The 13,746-nt window shown below is 68.6% G+C and carries 10 protein-coding genes and 1 pseudogene; 6 read left to right on the top strand and 5 right to left on the bottom strand.

Annotated elements, in window-relative coordinates:
* Positions 1-2 precede the first annotated feature (2 nt).
* On the top strand, positions 3-2,069 hold the full coding sequence (gene metG / locus GO999_RS05025) for a methionine--tRNA ligase (RefSeq protein ID WP_011002304.1): 2,067 nt from the start codon (positions 3-5) through the stop codon (positions 2,067-2,069).
* 24 nt (positions 2,070-2,093) lie between these two features.
* Here metG and bamE read toward each other — a convergent pair whose 3' ends face one another.
* From bamE to GO999_RS05010, 3 genes are all read right to left on the bottom strand, one after another.
* Positions 2,094-2,636, bottom strand: coding sequence for an outer membrane protein assembly factor BamE domain-containing protein (gene bamE / locus GO999_RS05020; protein ID WP_016725189.1), 543 nt, complete (start codon positions 2,634-2,636; stop codon positions 2,094-2,096).
* A 106-nt stretch (positions 2,637-2,742) separates the two neighbouring features.
* A complete protein-coding gene (locus GO999_RS05015; RefSeq protein WP_211906618.1) occupies positions 2,743-6,642 on the bottom strand; it encodes a translocation/assembly module TamB domain-containing protein in 3,900 nt (1,299 codons plus the stop codon).
* 11 nt (positions 6,643-6,653) lie between these two features.
* On the bottom strand, positions 6,654-8,423 hold the full coding sequence (locus GO999_RS05010) for an autotransporter assembly complex protein TamA (protein ID WP_211906617.1): 1,770 nt from the start codon (positions 8,421-8,423) through the stop codon (positions 6,654-6,656).
* A 224-nt stretch (positions 8,424-8,647) separates the two neighbouring features.
* Between GO999_RS05010 and GO999_RS05005 the strand changes: the two genes are divergently transcribed.
* From GO999_RS05005 to GO999_RS04985, 5 genes and pseudogenes are all read left to right on the top strand, one after another.
* Positions 8,648-8,836 (top strand): DUF3460 family protein, encoded by a 189-nt coding sequence (locus tag GO999_RS05005; protein ID WP_011002308.1) that lies wholly within the window; start codon positions 8,648-8,650, stop codon positions 8,834-8,836.
* 36 nt (positions 8,837-8,872) lie between these two features.
* A complete protein-coding gene (locus GO999_RS05000; RefSeq protein ID WP_011002309.1) occupies positions 8,873-9,754 on the top strand; it encodes a segregation and condensation protein A in 882 nt (293 codons plus the stop codon).
* A gap of 47 nt (positions 9,755-9,801) precedes the next feature.
* On the top strand, positions 9,802-10,653 hold the full coding sequence (panC, locus tag GO999_RS04995; RefSeq protein ID WP_011002310.1) for a pantoate--beta-alanine ligase: 852 nt from the start codon (positions 9,802-9,804) through the stop codon (positions 10,651-10,653).
* 73 nt (positions 10,654-10,726) lie between these two features.
* A pseudogene (locus GO999_RS04990) lies at positions 10,727-11,185 on the top strand (tlde1 domain-containing protein).
* A complete protein-coding gene (locus GO999_RS04985) occupies positions 11,182-11,454 on the top strand; it encodes a hypothetical protein (RefSeq protein ID WP_016725184.1) in 273 nt (90 codons plus the stop codon). Before GO999_RS04990 ends, GO999_RS04985 begins: the two are co-directional and overlap by 4 nt.
* Before the next feature lie 31 nt (positions 11,455-11,485).
* Here GO999_RS04985 and GO999_RS04980 read toward each other — a convergent pair whose 3' ends face one another.
* Entirely contained in the window at positions 11,486-12,139 is a 654-nt protein-coding gene (locus GO999_RS04980; protein ID WP_019718395.1) for a nucleotide-binding protein, read from the bottom strand.
* A 72-nt stretch (positions 12,140-12,211) separates the two neighbouring features.
* A complete protein-coding gene (locus GO999_RS04975; RefSeq protein ID WP_211906616.1) occupies positions 12,212-13,699 on the bottom strand; it encodes a cobyric acid synthase in 1,488 nt (495 codons plus the stop codon).
* Between the last annotated feature and the right edge of the window lie 47 nt (positions 13,700-13,746).

Genomic DNA, 13,746 nt, shown 5'->3' with positions numbered 1-13,746 from the left:
CCATGTCCGAACGTCGCATCCTCGTCACATCCGCCCTGCCCTATGCCAACGGGCCGATCCACATCGGCCACATGGTCGAGTACATCCAGACCGACATCTGGGTGCGCTTCCAGCGCATGCGCGGCCACGAAACCTACTACGTGGGCGCCGACGACACGCATGGCACACCCGTCATGCTGCGCGCCGAAAAGGAAGGCATCACCCCGCGCCAGCTGATCGAGCGCGTCTGGACGGAGCACAAGCGCGACTTCGACAACTTCCTGGTCTCGTTCGACAACTACTACAGCACCGACTCCGACGAGAACCGCGAGCTGTGCGAGCGCGTCTATCTCAAGCTCAAGGAGGCGGGCCTGATCGACGTGCGCGAGGTCGAGCAGTTCTATGACCCGGTCAAGGAAATGTTCCTGCCGGACCGCTTCATCAAGGGCGAGTGCCCGAAGTGCGGCGCCAAGGACCAGTACGGCGATTCCTGCGAGGTGTGCGGCGCGACCTACCAGCCGACCGACCTGAAGAACCCGTATTCGGTGGTGTCGGGCGCCACGCCGGTGCGCAAGTCTTCCGAACACTACTTCTTCAAGCTGTCCGACCCGCGCTGCGAGACCTTCCTGCGCGATTGGGTGGGCGACCTGGCCCAGCCCGAAGCCACCAACAAGATGCGCGAATGGCTGGGTGACGAAGGCGAATCGACGCTGTCGGACTGGGACATTTCGCGCGATGCGCCGTACTTCGGCTTCGAGATCCCGGGCGCGCCGGGCAAGTATTTCTACGTGTGGCTGGATGCGCCGGTCGGTTACTACGCCAGCTTCAAGAACCTGTGCGGCAAGCTGGGACTCGACTTCGATGCGTGGGTGTCCACGCACTCGACCGCCGAGCAGTACCACTTCATCGGCAAGGACATCCTGTACTTCCACACGCTGTTCTGGCCGGCGATGCTGCAGTTCTCGGGCCACCGCACGCCCACCAACGTGTTCGCGCACGGCTTCCTGACGGTGGACGGCGCCAAGATGAGCAAGTCGCGCGGCACCTTCATCACCGCGCAGAGCTATATCGACACGGGCCTGAACCCGGAATGGCTACGCTACTACTTCGCCGCCAAGCTCAACGCCACGATGGAAGACCTGGACCTGAACCTGGACGACTTCATCGCACGCGTGAACAGCGACCTGGTCGGCAAGTTCGTCAACATCGCCAGCCGCTCGGCGGGTTTCCTGGTCAAGCGCTTCGAGGGCCGCGTGAACGATGCCGCGCTGGCCAACCCGCTGATGGTCCAACTGCGCGAAGCCGCGCCGCAGATCGCCGACCTGTATGAGAAGCGCGAATACAGCAAGGCCCTGCGCACAGTGATGGAGCTGGCCGACGCCGTGAACGCCTACGTCGACACCGAGAAGCCGTGGGACCTGGCCAAGGACGAAGCCCAGCGCGACAAGCTGCATGCCGCGTGCTCGGTGGCGCTGGAAGCCTTCCGCCTGCTGGCGGTCTATCTCAAGCCGATCCTGCCGAGCACGGTCGCTCGCATCGAGGCGTTCCTGAACATCGAGCCGCTGAACTGGCGCGCGATCGACGCGCAGCTGTCGTCGGCGCGACCGATCCAGCCGTATTCGCACCTGATGACGCGCGTGGACAAGAAGCAGGTCGATGCACTGCTGGAGGCCAACCGCCAGTCGCTGCAGGCCACGGTGGATGCGGTCCCGGCCGCCAACGGCACGCCTGCCGTCGAACCGATGGCCGAGACCATCGCCATCGACGATTTCGCCAAGATCGACCTGCGCGTGGCCAAGATCGTCGCCTGCCAGCGCGTGGAGGGCTCCAACAAGCTGCTGCAGCTGACGCTGGACGTGGGCGAAGGCAAGACGCGCAACGTCTTCTCCGGCATCCAGTCGGCCTATGCGCCGGAAGACCTGGTCGGCAAGCTGACGGTGATGGTGGCCAACCTGGCGCCGCGCAAGATGAAGTTCGGCATGTCGGAGGGCATGGTGCTGGCCGCCTCGGCCGCCGACGAAAAGGCCCAGCCGGGCCTGTACATCCTTGAGCCGCATGCGGGCGCCGTGCCCGGCATGCGCGTCCGTTAAGACACGCCCTGCCCGCCGCAGCGATCAGCCGCCGTTCAGGCGGTTGTCGCTGCGCGATGTCGTGGTGACGCGGCCGTCCGGCCCGAAATGCACGTTGAAGAAGGCCCGCTCGGTCGGGCTTTCCATCCAGCGGTAGCCCCACACCTCTTCCTGCTTCAGACGGAACGCTTCCACCTTGGTCGGCTTGCCGAGCAGGCGGCGGACGTCGTCGCGCGTCTGGCCTGGGCGCACACGGCCGAAATTGTCAGCCGACAGCAGTTGGTCGATGCCGCGCACGCGGCCGTCCGGCCCGATCGTCACCAGCCACGTGGAGGTGCCCTCCGGCCCGCGCGGATACTCCAGCTGGCGCGTGCCGTCTTCGTTCTCCCAGATCATGTCGGGCTGGCCGGCGGTGGCGCGCACGTCGGCCTCGGTCGATTGGCCTGCCTGAATGCCCTTGAACAGCAGATTGTCGGGCTTGGCCGACTGCCAGGCGCGCTTGGCCGCCTCGCCCGCGCGATCGACGGCCTGATCCACCTTCTGCTGATCGCAGCCGAACAGGCCGAGCAGCGATGCCAGTAAGCCCATGGTGACTCCCAGTTGACGATGCCGCATGTAACCCTCTCGCGTTGGTGCAGGTTGGACAGGCATCCGGAATGATGCGCCGCCATTCCGGCAGCCCGGCGTTGCCCGATCAAAACCGCTTGTTGAACAGGATCGACGCGCCGTTGATCGTACCCCCGCGCGCCACCACCGACCAGCGCCGCGACAGCTGCCAGGTGAGCTTGACGATGGAATCGGCGGTCGACAGGCTCTGCTCGTAGCCGACCGCGATGCGCTCGGAGATTGCCTTGCCGACGCTGACCACCTGCGGATCGGTCAGGCCCGACGTGCTGGGACCGATCGAAAACTCATCCAGCCCGAAGCGCCGCGCCACGTTCTTGCCCGCCACGTTGCCCAGCAGCCCCAGCGCCGCGCCGGACATGGCCTGCTGCTGGCCCAGCCCGGCGTTAGAAGCGCTGTAGCCGAACATCAGCCACGACAGCTTGTCCTCGTCCGCCACGCTGGGCTCGGAGACCAGTTTCACGCGCGGCTGCCGCACCGTACCGGTCACCTGCACCCCGGCCTCGACCTCCTGGTTGCGCCGCATCGCCAGGATGTTGAGCGACGGATTGTTGATCGGCCCGGTGAAGTTCAGGATGCCCTGCTCGATAGCCAGCTTGCGGCCGAACGCTTCGTATGTGCTGCCCTGGCGCACGTAGATCGAACCGGTCCCGCGCAGCGGCACCAGCGGCTCGCTGTGCACGTGCATCTGGCCGCCCAGCGCAAGGTCGGCGCCGGCGCCCTTGAAGCGGAAGTGGTCGCCGAAATCGACATCCACGTCCACCACCGGGCTGAAGCGGCCGGCAGGCTTCTCCTCGCGCGAGGTACCGCGCTCGGCCCGGTTGCGGGCCGCATCGGCGCGGCGCACGATGACCACGTCGTCGCCGAGGCTCGGGGCGCCGTCCTTGGGCAGATTGAACAGGCCGCGGTCGATGCGGAACTTGCCGGTGATCGCCACGCGATCGCTTTCGTTGGCGATGCGCGCCTGGCCCGACAGCACCAGCGTGCGGTCCGGGTCGGCGAACAGCTGCAGCCGGTCGGCCACCAGGGTGCCGGCCAGGTTGGGATTGGCCTCGCCCAACTGCACGCGGCCCTGGGCGCGCAGCGTGCCGTCGCCACCGTGGAACACCACCTCCTTCAGGTCGACCACGTTCTGGTCCAGCCCCACGTGCACGGTGCCATCGGTCAGGCGGATGCCCTGGTCGTACAGCGCCACGTCGATGCCCTGCCCGTCCAGCAGGCCGCTCACCTTGGGCGCGCCCACCGTGCCGGCAAAGGTCAGGTTGGCGGCCAGCCGGCCGTCCAGCGCGACGTCGGGGCCGAGCAGGTCGCCGACCGCCTTGAGCCGCGGCAAGTCCACCGTCAGCGTGCCCGACAGCGGCGAAGCCGGCGACATCAGCGCCAGGGCCCCCGGCACCGCCTCGCGCGCCAGGCCGATGCCGGCATCGAGGTGGATGCGGCCGACGCGGGTGGACTGCACGTCGCCGCGCAAGCCCAGCCGCATGCCCTCGCCGCGCGCCTCCACTACCGCCTCGGTCAGCCCGAGCGGCGTGAAGCCGCGCCCGGCGTTGATGCTGAGATCGCCGCTGCGGCGGGCGATGCGCGCGGTGCCGGTAGCGGTCCCGCCCAGATCGAGGTCCCACTGCCCGTCGATGACGAGGTCGGTGCGCACCGGCGGCGCCTGGCCGGTCCAGATGCGCACCAGCTCCAGTACGCGCGCGATGGCGAGGCCGTCGACGCGGCCGGCGCTGCGCAGGTGGCCCTGGTCCGATTCGACGCGCTCGATGCGGATCGGCGTCTGGTCCAGGGTCAGGTCCGCACGCCCGACGGCCAGGCGCCCCGGCGCCACCGAGACGCGCACGGGCGCCGTCAATTGCAGATCGGGCGCGCCCCGCGCCGACAGCGTGGACAGCGTGCCGGCCCATGCATCGCCATCCTTGCCCGGCGTCAGCGCGCCGTCGCCGGCCAGCGCGAACGTGAAGGGCTGGCTGCGCACGCTGCCGTCGGCGTCGGCGCGGAACCGGTGGGCGCGGCGCGTGCCATCGAGCGTGGCGCGCACCTCGCGCAGCAACACATTCGGCGCGCTCACGCGCTGCGCGGTCAGCTCGAACTGCAGCGGTCCGTCGAGGCCATCGCGCAACTGCGCGCGGCCGCTGGCGGCATCGATCCGGTTGCCGCCGTAGGCAAGCTGCTGAGCGCGGAAGGTCGCCTCCACCTGCGGGCGCTTGAGCGTGCCGGAAACATCGCCCGACAGCGACAGCGCACCGCCGACACCCAGCCGCAGACGCGCCAGCTGCGGTGCGTCGATATCGACGTGCATGCGGTCGCCCGCCGCGCCGAAGCTGCCGCGCAGGCTCGCCCGGTTGCCGGCCACGTCGAGCCGCGCATCGCTGGGCAGCAGGCGCGGGCCGCGCAGGTGGAGATTGCCGTCGCCGGTCATCGGCAGGCCGGCGTATTCGCTGTCGCGCACGGCGAAGCGGATGGCCGCGTCGATCGGCTCGGCCAGCGTGCCGTGCGTGTCGAACGTCGCATTGATGCGGCCCCTGGCCACCTTGGCCAGCCGCGACGGATCGAACTCGGCCAGGTTGCCCTTGAAGGCGAAGGACTGGGCCTCGTCGTGCTTGAGCGTGCCGGACAGCGAGAGGCGCGAGCGGCCGAGCGAGAGCTGCGCGCTGTCCACCGCGATCTGCGCGGCATCGAGCACGGCCGTGGCCTGTGCGCGCATGTCGCCGCCGGCCAGGTCGAGCCTCACGTGCTGCGTGCCGCCCTCGAAATCGACCGTGACGGGGCCGGCCAGCCGCGTCTTCTCCAGCGCGCCGTGCAGCGCCTGCAGATCGAGCTGCCGCACTTCGGCACGCAGCGTGCCGCGACCGTTCCGCACGTCGGCGCTGCCGGTCACCTGGGCGCCGCCCGGCAGGCGCACGTCGAGACCGGTCAGCTGCTGCGCCGCCTCGGTCAGCCGCACCTGCGCCCGCAGCGACTGCAGCGGCAGCCGCTGCCGGTCGAGCGGGCCGGCCTGCGCGTTGTCGATCTGCACCGGGCCGGCCACCGTCAGCGTCGTGGCCTGCGCATCGGGCCGCAGATCGGCGTGGACCGACAGCGCGGCCTCCGGCGCCCCGGGCGCGAACGCGCGCGGGTTGACCTGCTCGGCCGACACCACCGCCCGCGTGAACGGCAGCGCGCCGAACGGCGTGGCGTCGATCCGCGCCTGCGCGGTCAGGCCGGCGCCGGTGCCGGTCGCGTCGATCCGCAGCGCCTCCAGCGAGCCCGACAGCTGCGCCGACACCGACGCCTCCCGCCGCTGCCCGCCCGCCTCGAACTGCGCGGCGAGCGTGGCCGCGCCGGTCAGCGGATACGGCCGCGTGCCCGCCATGCGCAGCGTGGCGGCCAGCCGGCCGGCCGGCGTGTCGACACTGTCGAGCAGCACGTTGTGGTGCGACCCATCGGTGTGCAGGCTGCCGGCCAGCGCTTTCAGCTCGGTCGTCGACGTGCCCTGGCGGATGGCGAGGCGGTCCACCGCCAGGCGGTCCACGTCCAGCGCCAGCGGCAAGGTCAGCGACGCCGGAAGGCCGCTCGGCGGGGTGGGCCCGCTCGGATGCAAGGTCACGTCGACGTTGCCCGCGCTCAGGTAGGCGAAGCGGGCATGCCAGGGCCCGCGCGTGATCGCCCAGCGGCCCTCCACATGGTCGATGCGGACTTCCGTGCCGCCGGCCCGCACATGCAGATCGCGCAGCGACAGCCCGTCGCTCAGCGTGCCGCCGGCCAGCCTGCCGGACACATAGGCGTAGCCGAAGCGGGTGGCCAGCGACCACAGCTGGTCCGTCCCCGTGGGCGATTGCAGCGCCCACACCAGCCAGCCGCACAGCGCCGCCACGGCCAGCAACACGAAGGCGACCAGCAGGCCCGCCCAGCGCAGAAGCCGGCGACCCCAGCCGCGCCCGGGCGGAATCGGTGCGTCCGGCCGGGTGGGTTCGGGTGTGTGCGCGTCCATCGCCGCCGCCCTCAGAACGCGATGCCGAGCGCCACGCTCGGACGGAACTGGTGCTGCTGGATGCCGTAGGCCAGGTCCAGCTGGATCGGGCCGACCGGACTCTTCCAGCGCACGCCGACCCCCACGCCGTTGAACCACCGGCGCTGCGTCCAGTTGTCGGTGGCGGTGCCGGTGTCCCAGAACACCGCGGCGCCCCATTGCGGCAGGAACCAGCGCTGGTACTCCACCCCGCCGGTGACGAGGAACTTGGTCGGCAGCGTGCTGCCGTTGACATCGTTGCCGATGCTCTGGAAATCGTAGCCGCGGATGGACTGCGTGCCGCCGGTGCGAAAGCGCAGCGTGGCCGGCACCCCGTCGGCGGCGCCCGCGGTGAGCACCGCGCCCAGTTCCGCGCGCGCGACGAAGATGTCGCGCTGCCCGACCGGCACGTACTGGCGGATGCGGCTGTACGAGCGCACGAACGACTGGTCGGTCAGCAGCCCCTTCACCGCCGCGCCGATCTGCGTGGTGAGGATGTTGCCGCGGCGCGGGAACAGCGGGTCGTCCACGTCGCGGCGCGTCCAGGCGAAGCCCGGCACCAGCGCCTTGCTCAGTTCGCGCGCGGCGCCGTCGGGGCGCAGGTCGTCGTAGTAGAAGTCGATCGTGAACGAGGTTTCGTAGATGCCGCGCACGCGCGTCTGCTTGAAGCCGGAGCGGTAGCTGCGCGTGTCGGTGCCCGACAGGTTGGTGCGGTCGAGGCTGCCGTAGAGGCTGTTGACATAGCGCTTGCCGTCCGGCGGCAGGGTCACGCTACCGAACAGGTACTGGCGGCGCTGCTCGATGCGCGCCTGGGTGTCCAGCACCCAGGCCTTGTCGAACAGGTTCAGATACTGGTAGCGCCCTTCCACCTGCGCGCCGGTATCGGTGCTGTAGCCGACCCCGCTGGTGATGCGGTTGGGCGGATATTCGCGCACCCGCACGCGCACCGGCGCCGCGACCGGATTGTTCGGATCGTCGCCCAGGTCGACGATCGCGTTGGCGAAATACGGCTGGCCCTGGATGGCCGCGGCCAGCGCCTGCAGCCGGTCGGCCGAATAGTCCTCGCCCACGATGAGCGGATTCACATGGTCGATGATGCTGCGCGGATAGCGCGACAGGCCCTGCACATCCAGCGGCCCCAGCGTGTAGGCCGGCCCGCTGTCGTAGGCGACCGACAGATCGGCCTTGTTCTCGTCGGGGTCGACGCGCGCCTGCGATGCCGTCTGCCTGGCCGCGTAGTAGCGCTTGCTCTGCAGGGCGGCCAGGCTGTCTTCCTTGGCCTTGTCCCAGCCGGACTGGCGGAATGGCGCCCCCTGCGGCAGGCCCCAGGCCTTCTTCAGCGCGTCGATGCGCTTGGGCTCCTGCGCGATGGCGCCGGTGAAGTCCAGCGCGACGCTGTCGATGGTGGTGCGCGGCCCGGCCTCCACCTTGACGCGCACGGTGCGGCGCTCGGGCGGCCCTTCGAGCTGCGCGGTCGCCTTGGGCACGAAATAGCCCTCGGTGGCGGTCAGCTTGGTGACCTGCTCGCCGATGGTCTCGACCATGTACTGCAACTGATCGTCGGTGATGTCCTTGCGGTCCTGGTAGCGGGCCAGGTCCAGGTGGCGCTCCAGCAGGTCCCGCAGCGGCCTGGGCGCCTCGATCCTGACCTCGTAGGCGGCGCGGGCGGCCGTGCAGGCGACGGACAGGACGCAGCCGGCGAGCAGCGCGGCGGCGGGCGTGGCAAGAAGACGGAAGCGTGACGGTCGTTGGCGGCCGGTCATCCTGGCGGGTGGGCGCCGGCACCCTGCGCCGGCGAGTCGACGGAAAGGTGTTATTTGACCATACCGGCCCCGGCCGGTGCCCGGGCAATTGCAACCGGCCGCCCCGCCGGACCGGTCCGCGCGCCCGCATCGGCCGTGCCGCGCGGGCATACGGTAAAATGCGCCGGTTCTCCGCCCGGGCCACCGGTCGGGGCCGGCAAGGTCATCCAACATCACATACCGTCATGTCTCTGTACAAGTCCGAGATCACCCAGTTCCTGGAAGAACTCAAGACCAGCAAGCCCGACCTGGAAGCCCAGCAGCGCCAGGGCCGCTCGCTCCTGTGGGACAAGGAGCCGGTCGACCTCGAAGAGCGCTCGCGCGCCCAGTTCTCGCGCGTGCCGCAAAAGCCCTACGTCTACTCGCTCGACTGACCGGCCGATCCCGGACGCACGCCGCCCCGCCGCCGCATGACGACTCCCGCGCAGGACAAGCTGCCGCTTTCCGTCGAGCTGCCCAGCGTGGCGCCCGAACAGGATTCCACGCCCGCCCAGATCGACGGTCTGGCCTTCGCGCGGCTGTACGGCGAGCCGCTGTTCAAGCTGCCGCAGGACCTCTACATCCCGCCCGATGCGCTGGAGATCTTTCTCGAAGCCTTCGAAGGGCCGCTGGACCTGCTGCTGTACCTGATCCGCCGCCAGAACTTCAATGTGCTGGACATCCCGATGGCGCAGGTGACGCGGCAATACCTGGCGTACATCGAGCAGATCCGCGCGACCAACCTCGAGCTCGCCGCCGAATACCTGCTGATGGCGGCCATGCTGATCGAGATCAAGTCGCGCATGCTGCTGCCGGTCAAGAAGACCGACTCCGGCGAAGAACCCGAAGACCCGCGCGCCGAACTGGTGCGCCGCCTGCTCGAATACGAGCAGATGAAGCTCGCCGCGCAGAAGCTCGACACCGTGCCGGTGCTCGGGCGCGACTTCCTGCGCGCGCAGGTCTACATCGAACAGAGCCTCGCGCCGCGCTACCCCGACGTCAACGCCGATGACCTGCGCGCGGCGTGGGCCGACGTGCTGCGCCGGGCCAAGCTCACCCAGCACCACAAGATCTCGCGCGAAGAGCTTTCCGTGCGCGAGCACATGAGCCAGATCCTGCGCCGACTGCAGCACGCGCGGTTCATGGAATTCACCGAGCTGTTCGACGACGTCATCCGCTCCGGCAAGGGTGCGCCCATCGTGGTGGTCAACTTTGTCGCCATGCTGGAGCTGTCGCGCGAATCGCTGCTGGAAATCACCCAGGCCGAACCCTACGCGCCGATCTACGTGCGGCTGGCCTATTCCCCGACCTGATCCCCCTGACCTGATCCGCCGGGTCTGCCGGACTCCAACAAGAACGCATGAAAGTCATCTCCTCGATCCAGGAACTGCGCGACCAGCTGCGCGGCCAGAACCGCGTCGCCTTCGTGCCGACCATGGGCAACCTGCATGAGGGCCACCTGAGCCTGATGCGCCTGGCGCGCCAGCACGGCGACCCGGTGGTCGCGTCGATCTTCGTCAACCGGCTGCAGTTCGGCCCCAACGAAGACTTCGACAAATACCCGCGCACGCTGCAGGCAGACATCGAGAAGCTGCAGAAGGAAGGCGTCTACGTGCTGTTCGCGCCCACCGAGCGCGACATGTACCCCGAGCCGCAGGAATACCGCGTCGAGCCGCCGCACGACCTGGGCGACATCCTCGAAGGCGAATTCCGCCCCGGCTTCTTCAAGGGCGTGTGCACGGTGGTGATGAAGCTGTTCTCGTGCGTGCAGCCGCGCGTGGCGGTGTTCGGCAAGAAGGACTACCAGCAGCTGATGATCGTGCGCCGCATGGCCAACCAGTTCGCGCTGCCGGTCGACATCATCCCCGCCGAGACGGTGCGCGCCGAGGACGGCCTGGCGCTGTCGTCGCGCAATGCGTACCTGTCGAACGAAGAGCGCGCCGAGGCGCCCGAGCTGTACCGCACGCTGGGCCAGGTGCGCCAGACCATGCTGGAAACCGTGCTGCAGGGCCAGGCCTCGGTCGAGGAAGTCACCGCAAAGGCGCTGGAGCACCTGCGCGGACGCGGCTGGCAGCCCGACTACGTGGCCGTGCGCCGCCGCTCCGACCTGCAGCCGCCGACGCCCGAGAACATCGCCGCCGGCGAACCGCTGGTGGTGCTGACCGCCGCCAAGCTCGGCAAGACGCGCCTGATCGACAACCTGGAAATCTGAATTCAGATCTGCTGAATTGAGAACAACCTAGCTCCACGTAAAATCAAACGCTGCATTTTACCTGGAGCTCTGCGTGTTCTATTGCAGCTTTGAACTCAACAGCCAGCCGATGAGTGCTTTCCATATTGGAAACATCTCAGTTCCCGCTTTCTCCGGATTAAAGCCTTACGTTAATCAACGTGCCAATGCTTGCTTGGCACACTTTGGCCCCATCCCTCCGGGAACGTATTACATCGTGGACCGGAAGTCGGGAGGGAAACTCGGCTGACTATGGGATATGGCCGGCAATCGCAGCGAATGGTTCGGGCTCTACGCGGACGATCAGCGGATCGACGATGAAGTGTTCTGCGAGGAAGTGAAGCGCGGCAATTTCCGCTTGCACCCCATGGTCGGACGAGGAATTAGCAAAGGCTGCATTACGATCGAGAAACAATCCGATTTCAATCGCATCCGACTCATGCTGAGAAATGCGGGAACCTCGGCCATACCAGGAACCGACCTGAAAACCTACGGAAAAATCACTGTAAGATGAGCCCCCCCAAAAAAGCGGGGCTACTGATACTTTGGCTGGTCGCCTTTACATTTCTGTATCTGGTGATATGGAGCCAAAATCTTGATTATTTCCCACAATTGCCGGAATGGGTCGGCATCGGTATTGCCAAAATAACCGGGCTTCATGATACGGAAGATGCCGAAACGCTGACGGCATGCTACATGCTGATCGTCTCTTTCTTCTCGGCAAATCTGATCACACTGGCCGCCTTTCTATTATGGCGATGCATTAAAACAAGCCGCCGGTAGACGCAATCGCATCTATATTCCCTGCATCCCGCTACATGGAATCGGGCGACGCCGTGATTCCGCCGGGCGCCACCCAATCGAGGATGCCGCGCCACTGCTCCACGTCCCTGGCCACGCGCGACGGGGCCACATCCCACAGCGTCAGGCCGTGCGCGGCGAGCTGCACGTAGTTCTGGGTGTCGCGCAGGTAGCCGAGAATCGGGATCTGCAAACCCTGCACGAAGCGCTGCAGCTGCTCCGCCGCCCGCGTGCGCATGTCCACGCGCATGCCGACCACGCCCACCTTGGCCTCGCCGTGGCGAACCGGTTTCTCGTCGGCCAGCTTGCACAGGAAGGCTTGGGTGGCCAGGATGTCGAACATCGAGGGCTGCAGCGGCACGATCACATGGCCGGCGAGCCTGATGAGATCGGCGAGGCGCCAGCCGTGCAGGCCGGCCGGGGTGTCGAGCACGACATGCGTGGTGCCCTTGGGCGGCTTGGCGATGTGGTCGGCGCTGATGTCCCAGGTGTGGATGGGCCTGGCGGTGGCCGGACGCAGCGCCAGCCATTCGCGCGAGGACTGCTGCCGGTCGGTATCGCCCAGCATCACGGCATGATCCCGCGCGGCGAAGTAGCCGGCCAGGTTGGTCGCCAGCGTGGTCTTGCCCACCCCGCCCTTTGGATTCGCTACCACGGCCACTGGCATGTGTGCCTCCTCGCGCGCCCAGCGTGTGCCGGCAACATCACCCGGCAGATCGGTCCATGGGCTGATTATGGCTCAGCCGCGAACCGCCAGCGAGGCAAACAGGGCCGGCAGGTCGAGATACGCCCGCAGCGTATCGGCCAGGCGCTCGAGCGAGGCCTCGCGCAGCGCGGCGTAGTCCTGCGCACGGGCCTCGCGCACGCCCGCCCAGGCCAGCAGCGCGCGGCACGCCTCGGGCGCGTCGAACAGGCCGTGCAGGTAGGTGGCGAGGATCTGCCCGTCGGCGGACACCGCGCCATCGGTGCGGCCATCGTCGAGCCGGACGGCGGGCCGCGCCAGGGCCGGGCCCTCGGTCACGCCCATGTGGATTTCGTAGCCGGCGAGCGCCGCGCCGCCATCCGCCAGCGTGCCGCGCACCTGCCGCAGCTGCTTGGCGGGTGCCAGCGTCGTCTCGAAATCGAGATAGCCCAGGCCGTCGAGGCTCCCCGGCCGCCCTTCCAGCCCGAGCGGATCGCGCAGCCGGCGCCCCAGCATCTGCATGCCGCCGCAGATGCCGATCAGCTTGCCGCCGTAGCGCAGGTGGCGCGCGATGGCGGCATCCCAGCCGTGCGCGCGCAGCCAGGCGAGATCGGCCTGCACGCTCTTGCTGCCGGGCAGGATGACCAGGTCCGCCGGCGGGATCGGCCGGCCCGGCCCGACCATCCGCACGTCGACCTGCGGGTGCGCGCGCAGCGCATCGAAATCGGTGTGGTTGGAGATGCGCGGCAGCACCGGGATGACGACGCGCAGCACCTCGCCCGAGGCGGCGGATTGCGCCGTCTGCACGGCGTCCTCCGCATCCAGGTGCAGCCCCTGCAGATACGGCAGCACGCCGAACACCGGCTTGCCGGTCTGCGCCGTCAGCCAGTCGAGGCCGTGCGTCAGCAGAGAGAGATCGCCGCGAAAGCGGTTGATGACGAAGCCCGTCACGCGCGCGCGCTCGCTTTCCGACAGGCAGGCCAGCGTGCCGACCAGGTGCGCGAACACGCCGCCGCGGTCGATGTCGGCGACCAGCACGACCGGGCAGTCGACCGCCTCGGCAAAACCCATGTTGGCGATATCGCGCGCACGCAGGTTGACCTCGGCGGGGCTGCCGGCGCCTTCGACCAGCACCAGGTCGTACTGCGCGCGCAGGCGGCCGTGCGAGGCGAGCACGGCGGCCATCGCGGTCGGCTTGTAGTCGTGATAGGCGCGCGCATTCAGATCGCCGCGCGGCCGGCCGTGGATGATGACCTGCGCGCCGGTGTCGCTGTTGGGCTTGAGCAGCACCGGATTCATGTCCACCGTGGGCGCCAGGCCGGCGGCCTGCGCCTGCAGGGCCTGCGCCCGCCCGATCTCGCCGCCGTCGGCCGTCACCGCGCTGTTGAGCGCCATGTTCTGCGGCTTGAACGGCGCCACGCGCACGCCCGCGCGATGCGCGATGCGGCACAGGCCCGCCACCAGCGTGCTCTTGCCGGCATCGGAAGTGGTGCCCTGGATCATCAGCGTGCCGCGCGGCGGCCCGGAAAACGGCGAGGTCGACATGCGCGGATTATCGCACCCGCCGGTGGCCGCCCTCGCTAGAATGCTGG

This window comes from Ralstonia nicotianae, assembly GCF_018243235.1.
Lineage (GTDB): Bacteria > Pseudomonadota > Gammaproteobacteria > Burkholderiales > Burkholderiaceae > Ralstonia > Ralstonia nicotianae.
The sequence above is the reverse complement of the archived record's forward strand: the minus strand, read 5'-3'. Positions and strand labels throughout refer to the sequence as shown.